The sequence below is a fragment of the Flavihumibacter fluminis genome, assembly GCF_021491375.1.
GTDB classification, from domain to species: domain Bacteria; phylum Bacteroidota; class Bacteroidia; order Chitinophagales; family Chitinophagaceae; genus Flavihumibacter; species Flavihumibacter fluminis.
The window spans coordinates 84,972-111,026 of sequence record NZ_JAKEVY010000006.1 but is presented as its reverse complement, the minus strand read 5'-3'; the positions used below and the strand labels follow the sequence as shown (position 1 = coordinate 111,026).

The window sequence follows — 26,055 nt, the reverse complement described above, 5'->3', positions numbered from 1 at the left end:
GCCACCAACGGTTTATTCAGGCTCTTTTAACTCATCCAATAATTTTCTTATCTGCTTTGCATGTTTTCCATAATACTTTTCTACCCACCAGTTGGTTGCCCAAATAATAAATACCGTCATCAATACCAGCACCACAGGAATCACAATCCAATCCCCAGCTTCCATTAATTGTTTGTCCGGGTACTTCAATAACCTCCTGTTAAATACAATCAAGAGGGCTGCAATCATGGCAAAGGGTACCAATAAAAAAGAGAAGGATTTGTAGGCTTCCATATTCAGGCGGATCTCATAATACAGTTCATATAAATTGTCTTTTGAATTGCCTGTATATTGATGTGACGCTTTAAAAAACCGGTAGAATCGCAAAAAATAATAGAGCGATACCATTATCAACAAAGCGTAAATGCTGTAATAAGCGATGCTGAATTGTTGATTGAACTTGAAATAAATGGGCCAGAATCCCATTATCAGAATTGCGAAACTCTGATAAAAAAGCTCATTTTTCATATTAATCCGGATTCTGTCAAGCGGCTGATGCGCTTTGCGTAATTTCTCAAGCACCAGGTTCAACGGTTCACTATCCGAGCCTTCCTTACCCCATGCTTGCTGCAGTTCATCAAGATTCATATCCAAGTTGTTTTATTAGTTGTTGTAATTTTTCTTTGGTGCGACTCAGTTTCACCCTGGCATTATTTTCTGTTATACCAAGTTGTGCACCGATTTCGCGGTGTGATAAGCCTTCCATGAAATAAAAGATCAGGGCTTTTTCAATTGAATTCAGGTACTGCACCGCTTTATAAAAAATCTTCATTTGTTGTGCCTGTTCGGAAGCATGGTCATCAGCTTTCAGCTCTTGCAGGTTTTCAGTTTCAGTAACCAGTATCGGCTGTCTTTTCTCTTTGCGCAGAAACGTGATGGCTGTATTTACCGCTACCCGGTACATCCAGGTTGAAAAACTGCTCTTGCCTTCAAACTGCTGGTAGTTGGTCCATAAGCGCAGCACGATTTCCTGGATAAGATCTTCCTGATCCTCCCTGCTGTCCATATACAACCTGGATACCTTGATAAGGATGCCCCGGTTTGCTTCCATCCGTTCTAAAAATTCTTTCTCCGATATGTTGTTCACAGTAATTTTCTTCCAGTTGATAGTATAGATAGTCGCCCAATTTCCGGTTTCGTTACAAGAGCCTCAAATTTTTTATAGTAACTTGACACAGCAGTATGACCACTCATACCCCTACCAAAGCACCTGTTGCGGATACCGAACTGGCAATTGACCAGGAACTGCTTACCTCCGTTGATGAAGCAGGCCAGGTGATTGTTCACGCCTCCATCACCTGCCGGGCCAGTTGGGAACTGGTGCGTATCTGGAAAACTACTTTTCTGATCGACCGGGCTTCGGGTTTCCAAAGTCAGCTGCTGCATGCTTCCAATATTTCGATTGCTCCCAACTGGACACCCATTGTGCAGGGACAAACCATTCGCTTTACCCTGGTGTTTGAAGCTCTTCCCAAAGCCTGCACGGCTTTTGATTTTGCTGAAATTATCCCCGAGCCAGGCGGTTTTTTCATTGAGAATATCCCCCGAAACCAAACAGATGTATATCGGATTGATCTGAGCAACCAGGATTTATTTTAGGGTTTCGGGATTCAATTCCCATTTTATTGTTAGTTTTTCGGCATGCTTCGTCACCTATACGTACAGGTTATTATTGGTATTCTCGCAGGTATCCTGGTGGGAGCCCTGTTTCCCTCCTTTGCACCCGGTGCCAAACTGATCAGCGAAACCTTCATCAATATGATCAAGATGGTAATCGCTCCCGTGATTTTTTTCACAGTGGTGGCAGGCATTGCCGGAGCAGGCGATCTCAATAAAGTTGGCAGGGTCGGACTTAAGGCTTTCATCTACTTTGAGGTGGTAACAACCCTGGCACTGATAATCGGTCTGATTACAGCAAACCTTGTGAAACCCGGGGCTGGCGTGCATTTCAGTGGTGGACCCAATAAGCAGGTGGAAAAAATAGCACAACAGGCAGGGGAAATGGACTGGGCTGAATTTTTCACGCATATCGTCCCCTCCAATGTAGTGGATGCTTTCGCCAAAGGAGATATCCTGCAGGTACTTTTCTTCTCCATCTTATTTGCAATTGGCTTAAAAATGACCGGTTCCGCCGGTAACAGCCTGCTGGTTTCTTTTGACAAGATCAATAAGGTGCTCTTTAATATCCTTCACATCATCATGCGTCTTAGTCCGCTTGGTGCATTTGGGGGAATGGCCTATACAATTGGTGAATATGGCTTCGGAACGCTGGCAGTGCTCGGTAAACTGATGCTGACTTTTTACCTGACTGGCTTTCTCTTCATTTTTGTGGTACTCAACCTTATTTGCCTGTATTACCGCATCAATCTCTGGAAACTGCTCAAATACATTAAGGAGGAAATTTTTGTCGTAATTGGTTCCAGCAGCAGTGAAGCTGCACTGCCCTCACTGATGGAAAAGCTCACCAATGCAGGTTGTGAAAAAGAAGTAGTTGGACTCGTTGTACCAACAGGTTATTCTTTCAATCTCGATGGTACTACCATTTACCTTAGTATGGCAGTTATTTTCCTGGCCCAGGTTTTTGATATCCAACTCAGCCTGGGGCAGCAACTAACCGTCATCGGTATCCTGCTGATTACCAGTAAAGGTGCAGCAGGTGTAACCGGTAGTGGATTCATCGTTCTTACTTCTACACTTACGGCGTTAAAAATTATTCCCCTGGAAGGGTTGGCGCTGCTGATCGGTGTAGATCGATTCATGAGTGAGGGCAGGGCAGTAGTTAATTTTATTGGAAACTCTGTTGCTACCATTGTTATTGCCAAAATGGAAGATGCCCTTGATCTGCCTACTTACAGAGCAGTGGTGGACCAGGGCAAAGAGCCTGCCTGATTGGTTACAGCCTTACTGAATGGTACACTTTCTTTCAATAAAATAGTATGCATGCGTTCAATATTACCAGGCAGGTGTTTAATTTTTCTTTTACTTGTGTTTAATGGGGTCGGCAGTCTGACAGCTCAAACCAACACCGTTCCATTTCAGTTGAAGCAAGTGGATGGCAGCCCGGCTGTTGCGCCTTATAAGTTTCATCCCGACCACCTAATGCCGGAAATAAAGTGGACGGCCGACTGGATCTGGTTGAATCCCGATGAATATCCAGCGTTTCAACGCACCAAAACTACCTGGCTGGGATCTGAAACCAGGACTACTCCCTATCGCGTGTTCTTTCGGAAAGAGATGAACTGGAAACCAGGCAATTCACCGGTGTACCTGTATTGTACAGCAGATGTGCGTTTTCGGTTATATATAAACGGTATACTTTCTGCTGAGGGCCCGGTTAATACGGGTGGAGATTATGATGATACAAAAGCTCCTGATTATTGGTATTACAGTATATACGATATCAGTTCTCTTTTGAAGGATGGAAATAATACCATTGCTGTTGAAGTGTTCAGTTATGCACTTGAATGGTCTGAAATAACCAGCACCTATGGTGGCTTACTCGCAGAAATTAAATCTGGAGACCAGACGCTCCTGCGCACCGATGCCAGCTGGCAGGCTATGCTGGATACCAGCTTGCAAAAAAAAGGCGACTGGCTGGAGTGGCAGGCAGGCATCGAACCCGAAGCATGGTCCCAACCTGGTTTTAATGCTTCCACCTGGAAAAAAGCGGCTGTGCAGAAAGATCTTTCCAAAACCCGCTTGTTTCGGAGCAATATTCCTGAATTGATGCAGGCGCCCATTCAGCCACTAACCCCCATGCCTGAACGTTTTTTGGCAGATTCTTCATTTTTGCTGGATTTCGAACGTAACCGGGTTGCCAGGATACAGTGCAGCTTTATTGCCAATGAAGGAGATACGATTGAAATCATGCCTTTTGAAAAGAAGGATTATGTAGCCAGTCCATCACGCGCCATCAGAATCATTGCCAAAAAGGGAATGAACCAGTACCGCTCTCCTAACCTCGCCGCCTTCAGGTACCTGAAGGTTCGGGTTGCTTCGAAAATGCCGGTGAACTTTACGGCTTTCGAAGCCATCTTTACCAGTTATCCGTTGGTGTACCGGGGCAGTTTTTCCTGCTCAGATCCTTTCTACACCAGGCTTTGGTCCATCGCCCGCTATACCACGCAACTTTGCATGGGTGATATGTTCTATGATTCGCCCATGCACCAGGAACCCAATGCCTGTACCGGTGATTATTTTATCGAATCACTCAATGCCTGGTATGCTTTCGGAGATGCCTGGTTAACCCGGCAAAACCTGGTTCAGACTGCACAAATGATGGAAAAGAATCAGTACCGGATGTTCCATACAAGCTATTCCCTGATCTGGGTGCAGATGTTACACCAGTATATCCAGTACACTGGCGATGCATCCATTCTAACTGAATTGTTGCCGCATACGCATCAACTGATGCTGCTTTTCCGATCCTATCTCAATAAGGATTACCTGGTTGCCAATGCACCCAATTACATGTTCATGGACTGGATCAAAATCGACCGGTTTAATGCACATCATCCTCCCGCTATGATTGGCACCGGTTACATGACAGCCTTCTATTATAAAGCTTTGCGAGACCTGGCCTGGTTACACGAATGGGGAAGTAAAAAATCGGTTGCCACCGCGTATTTATCAAGGGCCTCCTGGTACAATCAATTGGCAGACAGTATCCGAACCGGTATCGAAGTTCGGTTATGGGACCCCGGTAGAAAGCTGTATCGTGATGGTATTCCGGGAATGAGTAAGGTGTCTCCTTCTTTCTGGCTTCCTGCTGATACCAGCATCATAACCTACAGTGCTCATTTTAATACACTGGCGGTTTTATACGGAATAACTCAGCCTGAGAGGATGGAGTCGCTGATGCGTTATGTTGTAACACAACAGGACTATGAATTACAGCCTTATTTTATGTCCTATGTGCTGGCAGCTATGTCCAAACTTAATAAAACAGACGAGGGGCTTTCACTGGTAGATCGCTGGAAGAATGGTATTGATACCAGTACTTATACCTTGAAAGAAAACTGGCAGGATCTCAGTGCTACCGGTTACAGGGGCGATTACAGTCATGCCTGGGGTGGCTCTCCACTACTGTTTTGCTCCGTCAATCTGCTGGGTATTACATCTTATAGTCCCGGTTATACGCAGATATCCATTAAACCCTATGATGGCAATAAAATTGAATGGGCAAACGGTGCAGTTCCGTTAGGAGATAATGAACTGGTTCAGGTGAACTGGAAAAAAACAGGAGCAAGTTCAAAGTGGGACTACCAACTGCCCCCCGGCAGAACGGCTGTTATCCAAATGCCGGAAAGCTGGCGATCCAAAAAGATCCGGATCAATAGGAAAAAGGTGAAGTACCAGTCCAGCCTGGCCTATCGGGTAGCACGCATACTTATTGAGGTGGAGTAATCAGTTTTCCAATGCCTGCAACTGTTTATTGTATTTGTTCCGGTAGGCAACCGGGTTGAGTCCGGTTATCTTTTTAAACAGGGACCGAAATGCTTTCGTATCGGTATATCCTACATCATACATTACTTCATTGATGTTTTTGCGGGTTGCTTCAAAGCTGCGTTTGGCAGCTTCCACTTTAACGCGCTGGATATATTCTGCTACGGTGTTGTTAGTTGCTTGTCGAAAACGTCGTTCCAGGCTTCTGCGGCTCATGGCAACTGTTTTTGCGAGCTCTTCAACCGATAATTTTTCTGTGAAATTTTTTTCGATGAAATGCTGCACTTTTTTGACGTCTTCATCAGCATGGTCTTTCTGTCCGTTAAAAATCGCAAAGACTGTCTGGCTGTTCCGATCAATATCAATTGCAAAATATTTGGAAGCCAGAATAGCTGTTTCGCGGTTGGTATATTTTTCAAGGAGATAAATCAGCAGGTTCCAATAGGAATTCGCGCCACCACTGGAATAAATTCCCTGTTCTTCTGTGATGATATGGCCGTCCATAATAGTCACCTCCGGATATCGTTCCCTGAATTCATTGTAAAAGGCCCAGTGTGTCGAACATTTTTTCCCATCCAGCAAACCGGTTTCCGCCAACACGAAAGCTCCCAGGCAAAGAGATGCGATTTCTGCGCCTTTCTGGTATTGTTTCACCAGCCAGGGGATAAATGCCTTATTCTTTTCCAGCACCGGACCAATCGGACTTGAAATTGCAGGAATGATGATCAGGTCTGTTTGATCCACTTCGCTGATAAGTTTATCGGCCTGAATGGAAAATACACCATCCAGTAAACTGGTTTGTTTTTCAAGTCCGACCAATTGAATGGAAAACAGAGGAGGCCTGCCGGCTGCTTCAAGGAACTGGTTGGCAGTCGTAAACAGATACCTGGGATCTGCAACGGCTTCCATAACCGCACCTGGAGGAACCAGGATGGAGATCGATTTCATAGTATGAAAGTACACGAAAATGCTGACGGAAACCACCCCGCAATCCGTCGCAATCAGCAATCCTCTTTTTAGTTTCGGATAATGAATTTTGAACCAAATGATTTCGCTAATGCGCCAGATGATTACTTACCTCAGCTTCAACGGCAATTGCCGGGAAGCCATGCTGTTTTATCGCGATTGCCTGGGAGGGGAGTTGAGCTGGCAAACGATCGGCGATACACCTGTTGGTGAAAAAATTCCTGAATCCCTGCAACACTTTATCCTGAATGCAAGTTTGATCAAAGATGATTGGATCCTCATGGGAACAGATATGGTGACAGATGGCGCGCTGATCAAAGGAAATTCAGTATCCATCCTGCTGGATTGTGTTTCTGAAGAAGAATTTTACTCCTGTTACCAACGATTGAAAGAAGGCGGACAAAGCACACAGGAAATTGAAAGCACCTATTGGGGTGTTTTATTCGGCGGACTAACGGATCGTTTCGGAAATCAGTGGCTGCTGAAATTTGCGAATTATGATAAAAGCTGAACGAAGCTCTTTGCTTTTGCCGAAATGTAGTATTTTGTCAATGTGCGTCTACACATTCTTGTAATAGGTATCTTATTATTTTCTGCTGGTGCACTTGCACAAACAACGAGGGTTACAGACAGTACCCTAAGTTCCTATTCCAATCAATATCATGATCTGGCCGGGAAGGGTGAATGGGGAAAAGCCCTTGCAATTGGTAAACAGGCATTGCAACAGGTTACCATAGAAACGGCCTCTTCTGATAAAAGAGTTGAGTTGTGGTTTGATATCGCTTACATGAGCACTGAAGTAAAACAGTACGACAGTGCTGCAAACTATTATGAAAAAGCCAGGGTGGAATTGGAAGCTTCGCCTGATCGTGATGTAGAACAACTGGGCCTCATCTTTAACAACCTGGCCTTTGCTATGGATAACCTCGGGCGACAGCAAAAGAAAATCTCCTATTATACAAAAGCATTGGAACTGTGGTTAACAACACAGCCCCCGCCAGAGAAAAAACTGCTGACTGCGCTGGGTAACCTGGTGGAAGCCCATACTGAATATGGCTCCTTCAAACAGGCTGGTCATTACCTGGAGGAAATGAAAAAGAGAAGTAAAACTTTCTATTTTGATTCCCGAAAAAAAATGGATGTTGATCAGTTTACAGGTCGCGCTGAATCCATATTAGCCTGTATCCGGTATTATGCTGCAACTGATTCTGTGTTGCAATTAAAAGCCTGGGTTGATCAAATGGAAGTGCTGTTTCGCCAAAGCTCCCCCGTGTTTGCAGCGAATCATTCCGGATATCTCCTGACTGCACTTGAAACTGCCGGGTATGCATTCAAGAATAGAAAGGAATTTGATCAATCGCGGCAGTATTATGATAAAGTAAGCCGGCTTGCAAAAGAGCCTTTCTATCAGATGAAAGCTGCCGCTAATCTTGCCATACTTGAATACGATAGGGGAGCCAATGAAACTGCACTTGCGTTTACCAAATTGGCAATTTCCAGAACTGATACAAACTGGTCGGGTTCCAGTTGGTACAGCCTGATGGTGCTCGAAGCCGAATTGCAGGAACGTTTGGGCAAACCGGATGCCGCGATCAGAAATATTGAAGTGCTTTTATCAAGGCTGACCCGAAAGCAGGTAGAACGCAGGACTATTTCGAAACTTTCTTTTGCTGATTTAAGGAATCTGTCCAGCTACAACTATATACAGGTGCTGATCAAAGCCGGACAGGTACTCCAGCGCATATCCCTATCTGGTAGTGGTTCTCCGACAGAAGGCCGGAATCTTTTTCTATTGGCAGCGGCTATGTTCAAAGAATATTACCAGGAAGGAGTCTATAACAAATACCTGGATGGACTGAACCGTAGCATCATGGAAGGGTTGCTAAGTTGTGCGGTAGAAAGCAAGCCTGCTGATTCTATGCTGGATTCCGTCATTCAGGTGATTGAAAACAATGGATCGCGGCATATCTGGAAGAAACTGTTACATCGGTACACTGGGCAATTAGCAGAAAACCAGGGTGCTGTTTCCTCAGATTTCAGGCTGGCAGATCTCCGGCAAAAATTGACTAAGAACCAGCTACTGCTACGGTATTATCTGACAGATACTGCACTTTATTTGGTACAGATCAGCAAATCGGGCATTCAATTGAACAGGATTGAAAAGCGAGCTGAACTGAATACGCTGATCAGTGATGTTCAGCGGGTAGTTTCGGGTATTAATGCTGAGTATATTCCATTACTTAAAAAGTTATCGGAAAAGCTGACGCAACCCATTCAAAACCTATCCAAAGAAATTAGTCAGTTGATAATAGTTCCAGATGAAAACCTGGGATTCCTTGCATTCGAGTCCCTCTTACTTCCTGATAACAGGCACCTGATTGATCAGTTTTCTGTATCCTACGCATATTCTTTACCGTTATGGACGATTCACCAAAAACCAAAATCGGGTTCCATAAATGAAAAAGGACTGGTCGCATTTGCACCTGGCTATCCTGAGCTTCCTGTTTCCAACCGCTCCATTGCTACAAGGGGTACGGGTTTGTATCAATTGCCCTTTGCCCAAAAGGAAGCCAGGGAGATTGCATCTCTTTTCGGTGGTACTTTTTTCGAAGGTCAGGCAGCAAACCGAAGTAATTTTCTTAGTGCGATTGGTTGCTACGACTACTATCATTTCGCCATGCACGCAGCATTGGATACGCTTTCCTATGAGTCCACCAGCCTGGTATTTACTGAAAACGAGCGGTTACATTTTTATGAGTTGTATAATCTCGATTTTCCTGCAGAAATGGTGGTATTGAGTGCCTGTAATACCGGTATCGGCGCAATGGTGAAGGGGGAGGGATTGATGAGTCTTTCTCATGCATTGAGCGCAGGTGGAGTCAGATCATCCGTCTATTCTCTTTGGGAAGTACCGGATAAAGAAACAGCAGAAATTATCACCGGCTTTTACAAATACCTGGAAAAAGGATACGATAAAGCAACTGCCCTGCAACAATCCAAACTGGATTTTCTAAAATCCAACCCAGCCAAACAACATCCCTATTATTGGGCAGGGTTCATTCTGAATGGGAATACAGATAGTATTAGTAAAAAAAGCGGTAATTACCTGGTTTGGATCCTGGCAGGAATAGTGGCAATACTTACAGCTATCCTGGTTTACAGAAAGCGAAAATCAGTTTAGTTGGCTTAATAATTTGATAGCCATCGTTGCGGAAGGATGGTTTTCCTTGCTCAATGCCGATAGTATTTCCTTTGCAAGTTGCGTTTGGTCTGATTTTAAATAAGCAAGTGCCCGGTACCATTCACCCCAGGATTTGAGAGCATACTCATCCTTCTTCCATTGAATGGATTCAAGTATTTGGATGGCCTGTTTTAGCTCGCCGGTTTCCATCCGGCAAATAGCCATATAAAAAAGCGCATAGTCTTCCTGGTTAAGGTTGTAGACTTTCTCAAACAGCTTACCAGCGGCTTCATAATCACCTTGTTCATACAATTGAAACGCCTGCCGGATGGTACCATTGCCTGTATTGGTTGTTTCCCCCCGCACAGTTGGATGAATCACATTGGGGTAGGCTTGAAAATAGTCAGTGTATAATTTGTTGTGTTGCTGCTGGCCTGAATAGATCCAGTAAATCACTGCAATCGCGGCAAATAGGGCAGCCACCGCCAGCAGCTTTTTGACGGTGAAGCGATTTTTTCTTTCAGCATCCCATTTCCGGAGCATTACTTTATCCTGCTTTCTTTGAAGGATATGCAAACCTGCCTGTAGTTCTTTTCTGAACAGCCACTCCTCTTTTAACACAGGATCTGCATCCAGTGCTTCCTGCAAAGCCTTCTTTTCTTCAGGGCTGAGACTCCCTTCAAAATAGCGGTTTAATAAATCGGGTGTATCCATACTGCTTAGCTGCGCATCTGCTTTTTTAATTGTTGAAGACAGCGTGATTTCTGACTCTTGACTGTCTCTTTATTTTCATAACCCATACTGGAAACGATTTCATCCAGCTTTAATCCGGTATAATAAAATGCTTTTAATATTTCCTGGCATTTACGCCCCAATAACCGGAATTGCTGTTCCAGTTTTTCAGTGAAGCCTTCGGGTAAGGAGTTGGCATAGGGTTCCCAGCTTAGCCGGACTTCACTGTTTTCATCTAATGGAATCCAGTCCTGCTGTTTTTTTGAGTTGAAATAACTGTATTTCCCAATAGCAAACAGATAGGTACTCAACCTGGCCTCCAGTTGATCCAGCCTGCCTTTCCGGATATTTTCGAGCAAAATAATAAAGGCATCCTGGTAGCGATCTGGCAGCGAATCCTCTGCAGCTCCCAGTTTCCGCATGAAAGCATAAAACCCTTCCCTGTTGGTTTCATATTCCATGCGGGTGATGGATGGATCGCCTTGTTTTAATGCTTCGATTCGGTTCAAGTCCTGCTCTTTAGTGTTGAAATCCCGAAAAAGTAAACATAAAAAAAATTTCTCCAGGCATGTTTACCTTTTTTCATTTTCACTACTAATAAGGATGCTACTAACAAAACCATTGTAAATATGAAATCTATTGTGCTGGTATTCCTGTCTTTCCTGTTGTTTTACTTTTACAGCGGGGCTCAAACCATTGATCCGAAAGAAAAAGTTAAGCGCAAAACCACCCAACGCGCAGATCAGCGCACTGAAGAGGGTATTGACAAAGGCCTTGACAAAATAGAGGAGGGTATAAATGGTCTGTTCAAGAAAAAGAAAAAATCAGAAAAAACATCAGAGGACGTAGAAGAAGAGGAAGAAACCACTGGCGCTGATACTACCCAAAAACCAGTGAAGACCACTACCTCAGGAACCGGATCTGAGTTCAAACGATACAGTAAGTTTGATTTTGTTCCCGGCGAAAAAATTGTTGCAGTCGAGGATTTCTCCCAGGATGCAATTGGTGATTTCCCTGCCCGCTGGAATACCAATGCTTCCGGCGAAGTCATCACTGTAAACGGATCAGATCAGCATTGGATGAACCTGACACAGGCGGGTTATTATTATCCTGAATTCCTGAATAAAATTCCGGAGAACAGCACTATTGAATTTGAGCTGTTAGCATTAGGTGATTTTACCCCCACAAATGAAGTTTTCTCTTTTGGATTTGTCAGGGATACCAAGAGTTTGCTTACGCCGGAAGAGCCTTCTGCAGTCTGGGTTTCCTTTAATGCGTCATCCGAAGGAAGTGTAAATTTTACAGTTCGGGATGCGGAGGGTAATGAGATCATCAATAATAATATTGCTAAAAATCCGGGCTGGACTTCAGAGAGCAACCGTAAAGCCCGCGTTTCTGTATGGCGTCAAAAAACAAGGCTTCGCGTTTATATGAATGAAACAAAGCTGATTGATCTGCCCAGGGCTTTTGATCCTGCCCAGCAGTATCGCTTGCTCTTTCATTCCAATCTGTATGGTACAGAAGGTCTTAGTTATGCCATCTCACAGCTTCGCGTAGCCGAAGGAATGCCGGATACCCGCTCCAAGCTGATTACAGAGGGCAAATTTGTTACCAACGCCATCCTGTTTGATGTGAATAAGGCAATCGTTAAACCTTCCAGTTATGGCGTGATTAAAGAAATCGCCCAGGTACTGAAAGAAAATGCGGCTGTAAAAGTGGCTATTGTTGGTCATACAGATAGTGATGGTAGCGCTGCCGGAAATCTCACCCTTTCCAAACAAAGAGCGGAGTCGGTGAAAAATATCCTGGTTACTGAATTCGGAATTGATGCCAGCCGCCTGAGTACCGATGGAAAGGGCAGCAGTCAGCCTATCGATAACCGCAATTCGGCAGAGGCAAAGGCCAGCAACCGGCGGGTTGAATTTATAAAGCTGTAATCGGATCCATTCACCATTAAACCATTTCTGAAACAGGGTTTTGGTAGGTCAGGTGTAAATTTTGCGGAACGTAAGATTGATCCTGCCTCCCAATACCCTGCTTCTTTTTGGCAGTGCATGCTCCCAGTAATGCTGGGTACTTCCTTTCATGAGCAGGAAGGAGCCATGTGTGAGCAACAGGGCCTGTTTGAGTGTTTTATCGTAGTAATGCCGGAACTGAAATTCCCTGGCTTCGCCAAAGGACACTGAACCAATGATTGGATTGGATCCCAGTTCTTTTTCATTATCGCGGTGCCAGCCCATACTGTCCTGCTGGTTGCGGTAATAATTCAACAGCGCGCTTGTGAACCTTATCCCGGATAATTCCTCTATTCGTTTTTTTATCAGGTCCAGCGCAGGAGTCCAGGGTTCCGGATGCATCGTAATTCCTGAGTAAGAATAAGGTTTATCATCATCCCCATACCAGGCAGTTAAGCGGGGCTGCATCACTTCCCTGCCAAAGATTTTGATCGGTTCCTGTTTCCAGTTGACCCTTGTTTTGAGTTCCTGAAACAACCGGTCACTTTCTTCTTTCGTGAAGAAGTCCGGGTAATAATATACTTCACCGTCTTTGGGCAATAAATTTTGCATGGTTAGTCCCCTTTTCTCAACACGCGACCAGTTTTCGCTCCTGTGTGTTTACCATTTTCCAGGACCAGTTCACCGTTCACCAGGATCCATTGAAACCCTTCAGAAAACTGATGCGGATGGGTAAAGCTGGCTTTGTCTGTAACAGTAGCCGGATCAAACACAACAATATCAGCCGCCTTTCCTTCCAGTAACAATCCACGTGAGGGAAGGTTGAATTTCTGGGCTGCGAGAGAGGTCATGCGACGGATGGCTTCTTCCAGTGTGATGATTTTTTCTTCCCGCACATATTTCCCCAGTACACGTGCATTGCTTCCATAGCCGCGGGGGTGGGGCATACCGGTACCATCCGAAACGCCTGCATCTGCGCCAATCATATTGTGAGGATAGGCCATGAAATAACGCAGATCGTTTTCATTCATACTGTGATATACCATCTGGGCACCACCTGCATGGATCAGCTCCAGTACGGTTTTGATTTCTTCTTTTACTTTATTTTTTCTGCCCTTGAGCTGATTGATCTCCGTGATGGATTTGCCATTATAACTGCTGTCTGCCTCGTGACGCGCAACCACTGCATAGGAATAATTCGGGTAGTTGTTTCTCTTCAGATTTGCCTGCATTTCCTTTTCAATCCTGGCTTTTATAACAGGGTCGGATAAGCGCTTCCGGATGGAATCCAATCCGCCCGATTGCGCCCAGTCCGGTAATTGTGTATTCAGGTTGGTACTGCTGGCGGTATAGGGATATTGATCAATGGTAACATCATATCCTTCTTCCCTGGCTTTTTTGATATAACCCAGTGTTTCGGTGGATCGACCCCAGTTGGCGCGGCCCGCTACTTTAAAATGGGATATCTGCACCGGAAGTTTTGCCTGGCGCCCAATTTCAATTGCTTCATCAATGGCTTCCGCCACTTTGCCTCCTTCACTCCGGATATGGGAAGCATACACACCTCCATAGGTTGCTGCTACTTTTGCCAGGCTCACCACTTCACTGGTCTGCGCATACATGCCCGGCAGGTAGATTAATCCGGTTGAAAGTCCTACTGCTCCATCCTGCATGGCTTTTGCCATCAGGCTGTCCATTTTTCGCTGGTGCATCTCTGTTATAGGAAGGTTTTCCAGTCCCACCGCCTGCCGGCGAATGGTATTATGCCCGGCCAGGGAGGCCACATTGATGGATACCCGCGCACTGTCCAGTTTCCTGAAAAAATCCGCGAGATCATCTGAGGCAGAACCGCAATTGCCTGTTATGATGGTGGTAACGCCGTCGTAAATAAAATTATCCGCGGTTGGGCGGCGAAATATACTGCCTTCAATATGTCCGTGTACATCAATAAACCCGGGGGCAATCACCCGGTTCTCCACATCTATTGTTTTAGTGGCAGTTTTGTTTTTTAGCTGACCGATGGCCGCGATCTTTCCGGCTTTGATACCCAGATCGCCATAAAACCAGGCATTTCCGGCTCCATTGATGATTCGCCCATTCAGCAATAGAATATCATAGTCCTGCGCGGCTAAAGGGCTGAATTTGCCCAGGGATAGTGACAAAATAAAGGCGATCAGGATTTGTTTTCGGCTAAACATGATGGATAGATTGATAAGTGTTTGGTTGTTCAGCCGGAAGTTACCAACTCCTGCTGAAGGGGAAAAACGGATAAAATTCAGGCAGTGGAATTCCTGCAGGGATGGCTAAATTGGTGCAAATATTCATGTAGTTATGCAACGATATTGTTTGGCACTTGATTTAAAGGAAGATCCTGAACTGATTGCACAATATGAAGCCTACCACCGTGCTGTATGGCCCGAAATCCTGGCTTCCATACGGGAGGCGGGCATCCTGGATATGCAGATATACCGTACCGGAAACCGGCTTTTTATGATCATGGAAGTGAGTGCGACCTTTGATGGTGCAGCCAAAGCTGCAGCTGATGCAACCAATCCGAAAGTAGTGGAATGGGAACAGCTGATGGATACCTTCCAGCAGCGCCTGCCCTGGGCAGCTCCCAACCAGAAATGGGTTCCCATGGAGCAGATCTTCGCGCTGAACAGCTAAGCTTACTCCGGAGTTTTGATGATCTTGTCCAGCTCGGTTTCGGTGGATTTGAGTTTTTCCTGGCAGAAGGCTACCAGCTGTGTGGCTCTTTTGACTTTGAGTGCCAGCTCATCCACTGAAATAGTTTCATTTTCCAGCGCAGTCACAATTTCCTGCAGCTCCGCATAGGCGGATTCATAGGTTAAAGGGGTCTCCATCATATTCTTTTTTATGTTTCACGGCAGCATCCAGTTGAGTGCCGGCAATTAAGATTTGAATCTTGTCTTCCGGATGAATGTCTGTGGCATTGGCCTGCACCTTACCATCTTTGACCACCAGGGCAAATCCCCGGGCCAGTAATTTTTCAGGCGAGGACATCCGGAAAAGGCGCAACAGATGGGCAAGGTCTTTTTCCCGGGTCCGGATATACCCTGTCGTGTTTACCTGCAGACTGGTTTTCACTTCCTGCAAAAGCAGCTGCTGATTACTGAGCAGTCGCAGTGGTTGCCTTCGAACCAGTGCATTCATTTCCCGGATCTGTTGTTTTTCCTGGTTGAGTAGCTCCTGGGTCCGGTAACTTAGGGAGAACCGGACCCGGTCCAGAAACGAAAAATGTTCTGCTAACAGTTGCCTGCTTAATAGCTGCACCTGGTGCAGCGTTGTAAACAGGCCTGTTTCAAATCCGCGGTTCCGCTCTATAATAAATTCAGCCACTTTGGTGGGTGTTTTGAATGCGGTATGAGCCAGGAGATCCGCAATGGTCTCATTTTTCTGATGCCCGATTCCTGTAAAAACCGGAAAAGGGCAGGCTGCTATCGCTTCCGCCACTTCAAACTGGTCAAAGATCAGTAAGTCCGTAGCCGCGCCCCCGCCTCGAATCAATATCACCGCATCAAAATCCTGTTCCAGTTCAAGTGCCCTTGTTTCAATGGCACTAATAGTGGCAGCCAGTTCCAGGGCATGCTGCTCACCCTGAACCGTCGCATAGAAGGGATGGATCTCAAATTTGTAGCCAAAGGAATTAGTATCCAGGCTGTGCAGGAAGTCTTCATAACCGGCCGCGTTTTTGGAACTCACTACAGCAATCCGCTGTATCACGGGCGGCAGATAAAGTTCTTTGTTGGCTGATTGCAGCAGTCCCTCCTGCTCCCAAACAAAATCCGGACATTCCAACAGCAATCGCTGAATGGTTGCCTGCTTTTTTTGTTCGAGTTGTCCCAGGGTAAACCGGCTATCAATGTCGAGCAGCGTCAGTTTCAATCCATAGACAGGATGATAATCCACCGACACCTCAATCAATACCTGTAACTCATTGCCGAAAACCTGCCCGGTTTCCTGTTCAAATGCCCGGATACGAATAGCCCCTTCCCGCCAGGCAACGCCTGCAATTTTGGCGGTCAGTGAATTAGCGGTTTTTGATTTCCTCGGCATCCGGGTAGTAGGTGCTACCGGCTCTTCTGTTTCCACCAAATCGAAGTAATGAAAGCCCTTGTGACCATAATAGGTATGGTTGGTTATCTCTGCCACTACCCAGAATCGCTGCCAGGCAAAACTTTCCTGAAGCGTGAGCCGGATGAGTTCATTCAGTTCTGACAATCGCATGGGAGCCATCATGCCGTAAAGATACAGGGAGGCCACAAAAATCTTTGTCGGATATTTTTAAAAGTGTATATTGTACATTTAATACCAGAATTGTTTGCCTATGTCTTTTTTATCAACTGCTTTCAGCCGTCAGCTGCTGCCTGTTTTTCTTTTATCTATGGGGATGACAACCCTCCAGGCGCAAACCATCAATGTTCGTTTGCAACCCTCGCCTGAAGCTCCGGTTATTGATAAACATATCTATGGTCATTTCGCGGAGCATCTTGGCACCTGTATTTACGGTGGTTTTTATGTGGGTGAAAAATCTACCCTGGTTCCCCATACGGAAGGGGTTCGCAATGATGTGATCGAAGCACTGAAAAAATTAAAAATCCCCAACCTGCGCTGGCCCGGTGGCTGCTTTGCCGATACCTATCATTGGAAAGATGGGGTAGGACCCAAAGAAAAACGTCCCACGATTGTGAACCAATGGTGGGGGGGAGTAACCGAAGACAACAGTTTCGGTACGCATGATTTTCTGAATCTCTGTGAGCGCATCGGAGCAGAACCTTACCTGGCAGGAAATATTGGAAGCGGAACAGTGCAGGAACTGGCCGACTGGGTGCAGTATGTAAACTTTAATGGTGTGAGCCCCATGAGTAAATGGCGCAGAGAAAATGGCAGGGACAAACCCTGGAATGTGCGCTACTGGGGCGTGGGCAATGAGGCCTGGGGTTGCGGTGGTCACATGACTCCGGAGTACTATGCCAATGAATACCGCAAGTATGCAACGTTCATGTCGGATTGGGGCAATAGTTCCAAAATTTTCCGGATCGCTTCAGGAGCAAGTTCCGGTGATTACAAATGGACGGAAGTCCTGATGAAAAATATTCCCCTGAACCTGCTCGAAGGAGTAGCCTTGCATCATTATGCAGTGGTCGACTGGAACAAAAAAGGTTCTTCCCTCGAATTCAATGAAGAAGAATATGCTGCCAATATGCGGGTAACCTGGCAGATGGAAGAGCTGGTACGGGAGCATAGCAAAATCATGGATAAATACGATCCGAAGAAAAAGGTAGCGCTGGTTGTTGATGAGTGGGGAGCCTGGTATGATCCGCTTCCTGGTACCAATCCCGGTTTCCTGCAACAGCAAAATACCATGCGCGATGCCATGGTGGCCGGTATCACGCTTAATATTTTCAATAATCATGCGGACCGGGTAAGGATGGCTAACCTGGCCCAGACCATCAACGTATTACAGGCAGTGATCCTGACAGACAAAGAAAAATTGCTACTGACACCTACCTACCATGTAATGGAAATGTACAATGTTCACCAGGATGCAAAACTGATACCGGTGGATTTCAAAGCTCCCTTGTTCATTCGGGGGAAGGACAGTCTGCCTGCGGTATCCATATCAGCATCTGTAGACAAAGCCGGCAAAACACATATCTCCCTGGTGAATATGGATCCTTCCAAAATTCATACGGTACAACTGGATCTCGGTAAGGCTATGAAATCTGTAAGCGGACGAATCCTGCAATCAGCAAGTCTGAAGGATCATAACAGTTTCGAACAACCAGAGAAGGTAAAACCCCGGGCATTCAATGATGCCAAACTAAAAGATAAACAACTGAGTCTTCAATTACCCGCGGCTTCCGTGATTGTACTTGAACTTCAATAATTGACCGCTATGTGGAAATCCTTGCTGACGGGCCTTGTGCTCACCGGTTCTACGCTGGTTGCGCAGGAACAACAACCCCTGCAGATTGATTTGACCAACCTGAAAGATGAGATTGCACCAACCATGTGGGGTGTTTTCTTTGAAGATATCAACCTGGGAGCAGATGGTGGCATCTATGCCGAACTCATCAAAAACAGGTCCTTTGAATTTTACAAACCCCTGATGGGTTGGAAAACCATCGGTACCCTGAAACAGGAAGGAGGTTTCCGGATTATCAATCGGGGCCTGCAGGCAGAACGTAATCCAAGGTTCCTGAGAGTGGAAGTAAAAAATGCCGGGGCCGGTGCTATCGGCCTGGAAAATGAAGGCTTCCGCGGCATGGGACTGAAGCAAAACCTGCGGTACGATTTCTCCACCTGGTACCGCCTCGAAGGGAAACCAATCACCCTGCAACTGGAACTGCTGAATGAACAGGAACAGGTTGTTGGTACTACCAAGCTTCAACTGACTGCTTCGGATGAATGGCAAAAAGTTGAAGCCAGCCTGCTCTCCTCCGCCACTGTACCCAAAGGAAAATTTCGCTGCTGGATGGAAGGGGATGGACAACTTGATCTCGATATGATCTCCCTTTTTCCATCCGATACCTGGAAAGGTCGTAAAGGCGGACTCCGGGCAGATATGGTGCAAAAGTTGGCAGATCTGAAACCTGGATTTGTCCGCTTCCCCGGTGGCTGTATTGTAGAAGGTCATGAATTGAGTACCCGCTACCAGTGGAAAAAAACAGTAGGCCCCCTCGAAGAGCGCCAGGTGATCATCAACCGCTGGAATACGGAATTCGCGCATCGTTCGGCTCCTGATTATTTTCAATCCTTTGGTCTCGGTTTCTTTGAATATTTCCAATTGGCGGAAGACCTGGGCTCAGAGCCTCTTCCTATTCTGAACTGCGGTATGGCCTGCCAGTTTAATACCGGGGAACTGGTACCGTTGGATCAACTGGATGAATATGTGCAGGACGCACTTGACCTGATTGAATTCGCTAACGGCGATGTTTCCACGAAATGGGGGAAACTGCGCGCGGATATGGGTCACCCTGCCCCCTTCAACTTAAAATACCTGGGCGTGGGAAATGAAAACTGGGGACCACAATACGTGGAGCGATTGCAGGTATTCACCAAAGCACTCAAAGCGCGTTACCCGGATATCCAGCTGATCAGTAGTGCCGGACCTTTTTCCAATGGCCCCTTGTTTGACTACCTGGATAAGGAATTACGAGCCATGAAAGCGGATCTGATTGATGAACATTATTACCGTAAACCGGAGTGGTTCCTGGGCAATGCAAACCGATATGATAACTACGATCGCAAGGGCCCCAAAATCTTTGCCGGCGAATACGCTTCCCATGTGGAAGGCATCTCCAATGGCCTGGTGCGCAACAACTGGCTGGCTGCACTTTCAGAAGCAGCTTTCATGACCGGACTTGAACGCAATTCGGATATTGTGAGAATGGCTTCCTACGCGCCACTCTTTGCGCATCTGGAAGGCTGGCAATGGACACCTGATCTGATCTGGGTGGACAATCTCAATTCCTATGGAACGCCCAGTTACTATGTACAGCAACTTTTTTCAACCAACAGGGGAACGCATGTGGTGAAGGCATTGCAGGCTGGTAAGCCGCTGGCCGGTCAGGACAGTCTCTATGTTTCAGCTGTATGGGATGATGCAAAAAAGGAACTGGTACTCAAAATGGTCAATGCAGGTGATGCTGCTGTAGAACTGCCCCTGCAATTGAAAGGAAAAAAGCCCGGGAAGGGAACTATCCAGGCGATGCAGTTGCAGGCAGATTCACTGCAGGCTGCCAACTCGATCAGCGCGCCACGGCAGGTGGCTCCGCAGGTAAGCAGTCTTCCTCTTCCTAAGAAGGCATGGAAAGCCAATCTTCCCGCCAGAACACTAACGGTGTGGAGAATTCCCATGAAATAAGCCTATTTTACTGAACAAAATTCAGCACCACTAATATGAAATGGATGAGCATACTTGCAACCGCAGCCGCCCTGAGTATGGGCAGTGCAGCCTGTAACAACGAAAGCAAAGAAGAACAGCCTGCAAAACCGCAGGCCGGAATCAGTAAACAGGCCTGGGGAGCCGCCAATGGCCAGCCTGTAGACTTGTACACCCTTCGGAATTCAAAGGGTACTGTGGTTACCATCACTAACTATGGTGGTATTGTTACTTCCTTCCTGGCGAAAGATAAAAACGACTCCGTTGCCAGTGTTGTAGTCGGGTTTGATAGCATTGAACCCTATTTGCTGTCGCACCCTTATTTTGGTTCTATCATCGGCCGCTATGGTAATCGGATTGGTGCAGGCAAATTCAGCATTGGTAATAAAAACTATACCCTCGCTACTAATAATGGAGCCAATCACCTGCATGGTGGAGTGGTGGGATTTGATAAAGTAATCTGGACTGCTGCCCCGGTTGTTGACTCCCTTCCTTCTCTCAAACTCTCTTACCTGAGTAAGGATGGAGAAGAAGGCTATCCGGGAAATCTGCAGGTAACGGTTACCTATACCCTAACCGAAGAGGATGGCCTGAAGATTCAATATGAAGCGACCACTGATCAGGCAACCCCGGTTAACCTGACCAATCACAGTTATTTCAATCTCACGGGTGATACAAAAGAACCCATCTTCAATCACCAGTTGCAATTGAACGCGGATGCGTATACGCCGGTAGACAACGGACTGATCCCCACCGGAGAAATCAGGCAGGTGGCCGGAACGCCTTTTGATTTCAGAAGCCCCATGCCCATTGGCAGTCGCATTGATTCTGTTCCGGGAGGATATGATCACAACTATGTATTGAACAATGCGGATGGTTCCTTAAGAAAAGTAGCTCACCTTACTGAGCCGGTAAGCGGGCGATTCCTCGAAGTCTGGACAACCGAACCCGGTGTTCAGTTTTACAGCGGTAATTTCCTGGACGGGAAATTCTCTAATCATACCGGAACACCGGTTCAATTGCATACCGCCCTATGCCTGGAAACCCAGCACTTCCCGGATTCTCCCAATAAAAAGGAATTCCCTTCCACCATCTTGGAGCCCGGAAAAAAATATTATACAGAAACGGTTTATAAAGTCGGAGTTAGCAAATAATGGAAATGGAAACTGTGCTGTCGCGGTATAAGGCATTCTTATTTGATCTCAATGGCACCATGATCGATGATATGAAATACCATATCGTTGCCTGGTCGGATATGCTGAACAATGTGCTGGGTGCCGGACTCAGTTATGAGGAGGTCAAGCGTCAGATGTATGGTAAAAATGAAGAGCTCCTGGTTCGGGTATTTGGTCCGGATAAATTCAGCCGGGAAGAAATGCAACAGTACTCCATGGAAAAAGAACGCCGATACCAGGCTGCTTTTCTTCCGGAACTCAAACTACTGGATGGATTACCCGGATTGCTTGACCAGGCAAAAGCTGCCGGTATCCGCATGGCAATCGGATCAGCTGCCAATACCTTCAACATTGATTTTGTGCTGGATAACCTTCGGCTCCGGTCTTATTTTGATGCCATCATCAGCGCGGATGATGTCGAAATCAGCAAACCTGATCCGGATACCTATCTCAAATGTGCAGCTGCAATTGGTGTTACTACAAAAGATTGCCTCGTGTTTGAAGATGCTCCCAAAGGCGTGGAAGCTGCCTTCAACGCGGGAATGGATTGTGTGGTGCTCACCACCCTGCATGAACCACATGAATTTTCTGCCTACCCGAATATCATACACTTTATGAATGATTACTCCGGGTTAGCAGGTAAAATAGGGTAAGATTATATTAAATGTTGATAATACACTTAATTTTAAATAATTGTATCTTGTGCCAATAAGCTTGTCATAATAAGAAACTATGTCAACATCATTCGTGATTGGAGTGGACTATGGGACCGATTCCGTTCGGTCGGTTTTGGTGGATACCTGCAACGGACAGGAGCTCGCATCAGCAGTATTTCACTACCCCCGCTGGAGAGATGGCCTCTATTGTGATGCTGCCAGCAGCCAGTTTCGGCAACACCCCCTGGATTATATAGAAGGATTGGAAACGACCATTTCTGAATGTTTAAAGCTGGCTGGTCCGGCTGCAGCTGCACAGGTGAAAGCCATCTCCATTGATACAACCGGCTCTACCCCGGTAGCTGTTAACCAGGCAGGTATACCATTGGCTTTACTCCCTGAATTTGAGCAGCATCCCAATGCGATGTTTGTACTCTGGAAAGATCATACAGCAATAAAGGAAGCTGCTGAAATCAACCAGCACGCAACCCGGTTTCCTACCAATTACCTGAAATACGTTGGAGGGATTTATTCCTCCGAATGGTTCTGGGCAAAAGCATTACACATTCTTCGGGTAGACCCGGCCGTTAGGGCCGCGGCTTATTCCTGGGTGGAGCATTGCGACTGGATTCCTTTCCTGCTTTCCGGTGGAACCAACATCAACCAGTTACGCAGAGGTATTTGTTCTGCCGGCCACAAAGCCTTGTGGGCAGCAGAATGGGGTGGATTGCCTCCGAATGAATTTTTCAAAACATTGGATCCCCTGCTGGATGGACTGGTTTCCCGCCTGTTTGATACTGTTTATACGGCTGATCAGGCTGCAGGTAACCTGAGTGACGAGTGGGCAGCGCGACTGGGATTATCCACCCGGGTGATTGTAGGCATAGGTGCATTTGATGCCCATATGGGTGCAGTAGGCGGACAAATTGAACCCTACCACCTCAGTAAAGTGATGGGCACTTCCACCTGTGATATGCTGGTAGCACCTATGGAAGAAGTGCAGGATATCCTGGTTAGAGGAATATGCGGGCAGGTGCCAGGTTCTGTTATTCCCGGCATGATGGGCATGGAAGCAGGGCAATCGGCTTTTGGTGATACCTATGCCTGGTTCCGGAAAATGATTACTCAACCGGTAGGTAAACTGCTGAAATGCTCCACGTTCATCGATGCACCGCTGGCAGAAAAACTCGAACAGGAACTGAATGAAAAACTGATTCGCGAGCTATCCGCAGAAGCAGCCCAATTACCTCTTTCAGAACAGGATGAATTGGCCATCGACTGGCTGAATGGTCGCAGAACTCCGGATGCCGACCAGCGACTTAAAGCCACCATTACCGGTCTGCACCTGGGCTCGGATGCTGCCAGAATTTTAAAGGCCCTGATTGAATCTACCTGCTTTGGTGCCAAAGCCATTGTGGACCGGTTTACATCAGAAGGAGTTCCGGTAAAAGGACTGATTGGATTAGGGGGTGTGGCAAAAAAATCACCCTATATCATGCAGGTGATGGCGGATGTGATGCAAATGCCCATTCGCATTCATAAAAGTGAACAGACTTGTGCTGCAGGTGCAGCCATGTTCGCGGCAACTGCAGCAGGCATCTACAACCGCGTGGAAGATGCCATGCAGGCAATGGGACAGGGTTTTGATGCGGAATACCATCCGCGTACAGCAACTGCCACCTACTACCGAAACCGATTTGAACAATATAAAAAGCTGGGTGCTTTCACAGCGCCATCCGGCGATTCAGAAAATTAAAGCAGCAGCATCATGCGATATGAGCATATCCGGCAGGAAGCATATGAAGCCAATATGCAACTTCCCCGTCTCGGACTGGTACTCTTCACCTTCGGGAATGTAAGTGCAGCTGATCGCAGCCAGGGGCTGTTTGCAATTAAACCAAGTGGCGTGCCCTATGATCAACTCTCACCCGCCTCCATGGTGATTATAGATTTTGATGGTAAGACTGTGGAAGGAGATTTACGCCCCTCATCAGATACACAAACCCATGCAGTTTTATACAAGCACTGGACAGCCATTAACGGTATCGTACATACGCATTCAGTCTATGCCACCGCCTGGGCCCAGGCACAGCGCGATATTCCAATCTATGGCACCACGCATGCTGACCACAATACGGTTGACATACCCTGTGCGCCACCCATGGAAGACAGCATGATTGAAGGAGATTACGAATACCAGACCGGTTTTCAAATAATGAATTGTTTCGCTGAAAGAAAACTGGATTATCGCGAAGTGGAAATGATACTGGTGGGCAATCATGCTCCCTTTACCTGGGGAAAAACAGCTGCCAAAGCGGTGTACAACAGTGCAGTACTGGAGACTGTTGCTCAAATGGCGATGCATACGGAACAGATCAATCCCAATGCACCCCGCCTGAAAGAAGCCCTGATCAAAAAACACTGGGAACGGAAACATGGTCCGGATGCCTACTACGGCCAATAATTTTTAAAAGACTCAATACAGTTTATATGGATAGTTTGAAGCAATACGAAGTGTGGTTCCTGACAGGATCACAACATTTATACGGTGAAGAAACCCTGCAGCAGGTAGCAGCACACTCGCAGCAAATTGCGGAAGCACTGGACAGGGCTCCCATGATTCCTGTAAGAATTGTATATAAGCCGATTCTTACCTCACCGGATGAAATTTTTGCCATCTGCCAGGAAGTGAATACCACCCGCAACTGTATTGGCATCATTGCCTGGATGCATACTTTCTCGCCAGCCAAAATGTGGATCAATGGCCTGAAGATTTTGCAAAAACCATTACTGCACCTGCATACCCAGTTCAACCGCGATATCCCCTGGTCCAAAATCGATATGGATTTCATGAACCTCAACCAGAGCGCACATGGTGATCGCGAATTTGGTTTCCTGGTAAGCCGCATGCGCATGCGCAGGAAAGTAGTTACCGGCTACTGGGAAGAAACTGCCGTGCAGCAACAAATCAATACATGGGTTAGGGCAGCCGCCGGTTGGGCCGACTGGCAAGGCGCCCGCTTTGTTCGTTTCGGTGATAATATGCGTGAAGTAGCTGTTACAGAAGGTGATAAAGTGGAAGCACAACTGAAATTCGGTTATGCAGTAAATACCCATGGTATTGGAGACCTGGTGCAGGTAATCAACCAGGTTACAGATGCAGAAGTAGAAAAACTCTGCCAGGAATATGAAGAAAGTTATAAACTGGCGGGTGCCCTTGCAAAAGGAGGTGACCAACGTTCATCCCTAACCGATGCGGCCCGCATTGAAATTGGTATGCGCCAGTTCCTGGAAGCCGGCGGTTACAAAGGTTTCACCGATACTTTTGAAGATTTGCATGGAATGACCCAACTGCCTGGCATCGCCACACAGCGTTTGATGGCATCCGGTTATGGATTCGGGGGAGAAGGGGACTGGAAAACAGCTGCACTGGTACGCGCAATGAAAGTAATGGGACAGGGACTGAAAGGAGGCAACTCTTTCATGGAAGATTATACCTATCATTTTGATCCGGCCAACCAGATGGTGCTGGGTGCGCATATGCTGGAGATTTGTCCCTCTATCGCACATGGACAACCGAGTTGCGAAGTGCACCCTCTTGGCATCGGAGGAAAAGCAGACCCGGTTCGCCTGGTGTTCAATGTAGACGGAGGGGCTGCTTTGAATGCCTCCATCATCGATATGGGCAATCGCTTCCGCCTGCTGGTAAATGAAGTGGAGGCAGTAACTCCAGTGCATGATCTGCCCAAATTACCTGTGGCCCGCGTGCTCTGGAAACCCTACCCGGATATGCAAACCGGCTGTACCGCCTGGATCCTGGCCGGGGGAGCACACCATACCTGCTACAGCCAGAACCTGACTTCAGAGCACCTGGAAGATTTCGCCGATATGGCCGGAATTGAATTTGTTCTGATTGGCAAAAAAACAAATCTCTATCAATTCAAGAATGATTTGCGCTGGAGTGACGTATATTACCAAATCAATTCTTAACCAAACC

Annotated in this window: 23 protein-coding genes; 14 read left to right on the top strand and 9 right to left on the bottom strand. The window is 46.6% G+C overall.

Features of this window, described 5'->3' with window-relative positions; translation table 11 throughout:
- Nucleotides 1–12 precede the first annotated feature (12 nt).
- Together L0U88_RS19355 and L0U88_RS19350 are read right to left on the bottom strand one after the other, a co-directional pair.
- Complete coding sequence (locus L0U88_RS19355) at nt 13–627, bottom strand: hypothetical protein (protein ID WP_234868295.1); 615 nt, start codon at nt 625–627, stop codon at nt 13–15.
- Entirely contained in the window at nt 617–1,090 is a 474-nt protein-coding gene (locus tag L0U88_RS19350; RefSeq protein ID WP_234868293.1) for an RNA polymerase sigma factor, read from the bottom strand. Before L0U88_RS19350 ends, L0U88_RS19355 begins: the two co-directional genes overlap by 11 nt.
- Nucleotides 1,091–1,221: 131 nt before the next feature.
- On the opposite strand from L0U88_RS19350, the gene L0U88_RS19345 reads away from it, so the two are divergent.
- From L0U88_RS19345 to L0U88_RS19335, 3 genes are read left to right on the top strand one after another with little or no spacing between them, the layout of a single operon-like run.
- Nucleotides 1,222–1,638, top strand: coding sequence for a hypothetical protein (locus L0U88_RS19345; protein ID WP_234868291.1), 417 nt, complete (start codon nt 1,222–1,224; stop codon nt 1,636–1,638).
- Between the two features lie 42 nt (nt 1,639–1,680).
- On the top strand, nt 1,681–2,928 hold the full coding sequence (gene dctA, locus L0U88_RS19340) for a C4-dicarboxylate transporter DctA (RefSeq protein WP_234868289.1): 1,248 nt from the start codon (nt 1,681–1,683) through the stop codon (nt 2,926–2,928).
- A gap of 51 nt (nt 2,929–2,979) precedes the next feature.
- Nucleotides 2,980–5,445: an alpha-L-rhamnosidase-related protein gene (locus tag L0U88_RS19335; RefSeq protein WP_234868287.1), complete on the top strand. Its 2,466-nt coding sequence runs from the start codon at nt 2,980–2,982 to the stop codon at nt 5,443–5,445.
- On the opposite strand, the gene L0U88_RS19330 is transcribed toward L0U88_RS19335, so the two are convergent.
- Entirely contained in the window at nt 5,446–6,432 is a 987-nt protein-coding gene (locus L0U88_RS19330; RefSeq protein WP_234868285.1) for a GlxA family transcriptional regulator, read from the bottom strand.
- A gap of 97 nt (nt 6,433–6,529) precedes the next feature.
- Between L0U88_RS19330 and L0U88_RS19325 the strand changes: the two genes are divergently transcribed.
- Nucleotides 6,530–6,961: a VOC family protein gene (locus L0U88_RS19325; RefSeq protein WP_234868283.1), complete on the top strand. Its 432-nt coding sequence runs from the start codon at nt 6,530–6,532 to the stop codon at nt 6,959–6,961.
- A 42-nt stretch (nt 6,962–7,003) separates the two neighbouring features.
- On the top strand, nt 7,004–9,631 hold the full coding sequence (locus L0U88_RS21160; protein ID WP_234868282.1) for a CHAT domain-containing protein: 2,628 nt from the start codon (nt 7,004–7,006) through the stop codon (nt 9,629–9,631).
- On the opposite strand, the gene L0U88_RS19315 is transcribed toward L0U88_RS21160, so the two are convergent.
- Nucleotides 9,623–10,345, bottom strand: a complete 723-nt coding sequence (locus L0U88_RS19315; RefSeq protein WP_234868280.1) for a tetratricopeptide repeat protein — start codon at nt 10,343–10,345, stop codon at nt 9,623–9,625. The genes L0U88_RS21160 and L0U88_RS19315 overlap by 9 nt on opposite strands.
- A 5-nt stretch (nt 10,346–10,350) precedes the next feature.
- Nucleotides 10,351–10,872, bottom strand: a complete 522-nt coding sequence (locus L0U88_RS19310) for an RNA polymerase sigma factor (protein ID WP_234868278.1) — start codon at nt 10,870–10,872, stop codon at nt 10,351–10,353.
- 120 nt (nt 10,873–10,992) lie between these two features.
- Between L0U88_RS19310 and L0U88_RS19305 the strand changes: the two genes are divergently transcribed.
- Complete coding sequence (locus tag L0U88_RS19305) at nt 10,993–12,300, top strand: OmpA family protein (protein ID WP_234868276.1); 1,308 nt, start codon at nt 10,993–10,995, stop codon at nt 12,298–12,300.
- A gap of 48 nt (nt 12,301–12,348) precedes the next feature.
- Here the strand turns inward: L0U88_RS19305 and L0U88_RS19300 are convergent, their stop codons facing one another.
- Together L0U88_RS19300 and L0U88_RS19295 are read right to left on the bottom strand one after the other, a co-directional pair.
- The gene (locus L0U88_RS19300; protein WP_234868274.1) at nt 12,349–12,930 is read right to left on the bottom strand and encodes an alpha-ketoglutarate-dependent dioxygenase AlkB family protein; all 582 of its coding nucleotides are present in this window, start codon (nt 12,928–12,930) and stop codon (nt 12,349–12,351) included.
- Nucleotides 12,931–12,932: 2 nt separating this feature from the next.
- Nucleotides 12,933–14,516 carry an N-acyl-D-amino-acid deacylase family protein gene (locus tag L0U88_RS19295; protein ID WP_234868272.1) on the bottom strand — a complete coding sequence of 528 codons (1,584 nt, stop codon included), beginning with the start codon at nt 14,514–14,516 and terminating at the stop codon, nt 12,933–12,935.
- Nucleotides 14,517–14,649: 133 nt separating this feature from the next.
- On the opposite strand from L0U88_RS19295, the gene L0U88_RS19290 reads away from it, so the two are divergent.
- A complete protein-coding gene (locus tag L0U88_RS19290) occupies nt 14,650–14,985 on the top strand; it encodes an L-rhamnose mutarotase (protein WP_234868270.1) in 336 nt (111 codons plus the stop codon).
- A gap of 2 nt (nt 14,986–14,987) precedes the next feature.
- Here the strand turns inward: L0U88_RS19290 and xseB are convergent, their stop codons facing one another.
- Both xseB and xseA read right to left on the bottom strand, forming a co-directional pair.
- Nucleotides 14,988–15,185, bottom strand: a complete 198-nt coding sequence (gene xseB / locus L0U88_RS19285) for an exodeoxyribonuclease VII small subunit (RefSeq protein ID WP_234868269.1) — start codon at nt 15,183–15,185, stop codon at nt 14,988–14,990.
- Nucleotides 15,160–16,578, bottom strand: a complete 1,419-nt coding sequence (gene xseA, locus L0U88_RS19280) for an exodeoxyribonuclease VII large subunit (RefSeq protein WP_234868267.1) — start codon at nt 16,576–16,578, stop codon at nt 15,160–15,162. The genes xseB and xseA overlap by 26 nt, the downstream gene beginning before the upstream one ends.
- 88 nt (nt 16,579–16,666) lie before the next feature.
- On the opposite strand from xseA, the gene L0U88_RS19275 reads away from it, so the two are divergent.
- From L0U88_RS19275 to araA, 7 genes are all read left to right on the top strand, one after another.
- Nucleotides 16,667–18,229, top strand: coding sequence for an alpha-N-arabinofuranosidase (locus tag L0U88_RS19275; protein WP_234868265.1), 1,563 nt, complete (start codon nt 16,667–16,669; stop codon nt 18,227–18,229).
- 9 nt (nt 18,230–18,238) lie between these two features.
- Nucleotides 18,239–20,209, top strand: coding sequence for an alpha-L-arabinofuranosidase family protein (locus tag L0U88_RS19270; RefSeq protein WP_234868263.1), 1,971 nt, complete (start codon nt 18,239–18,241; stop codon nt 20,207–20,209).
- A 35-nt stretch (nt 20,210–20,244) separates the two neighbouring features.
- Entirely contained in the window at nt 20,245–21,381 is a 1,137-nt protein-coding gene (locus L0U88_RS19265) for an aldose epimerase family protein (protein ID WP_234868261.1), read from the top strand.
- 5 nt (nt 21,382–21,386) lie between these two features.
- Nucleotides 21,387–22,055 (top strand): HAD family hydrolase, encoded by a 669-nt coding sequence (locus L0U88_RS19260; RefSeq protein ID WP_234868259.1) that lies wholly within the window; start codon nt 21,387–21,389, stop codon nt 22,053–22,055.
- 79 nt (nt 22,056–22,134) lie between these two features.
- Complete coding sequence (locus tag L0U88_RS19255; protein WP_234868257.1) at nt 22,135–23,814, top strand: ribulokinase; 1,680 nt, start codon at nt 22,135–22,137, stop codon at nt 23,812–23,814.
- A gap of 12 nt (nt 23,815–23,826) precedes the next feature.
- Nucleotides 23,827–24,522, top strand: coding sequence for an L-ribulose-5-phosphate 4-epimerase (locus tag L0U88_RS19250; protein ID WP_234868255.1), 696 nt, complete (start codon nt 23,827–23,829; stop codon nt 24,520–24,522).
- 26 nt (nt 24,523–24,548) lie between these two features.
- On the top strand, nt 24,549–26,048 hold the full coding sequence (gene araA, locus L0U88_RS19245) for an L-arabinose isomerase (RefSeq protein WP_234868253.1): 1,500 nt from the start codon (nt 24,549–24,551) through the stop codon (nt 26,046–26,048).
- Nucleotides 26,049–26,055: the final 7 nt, after the last annotated feature.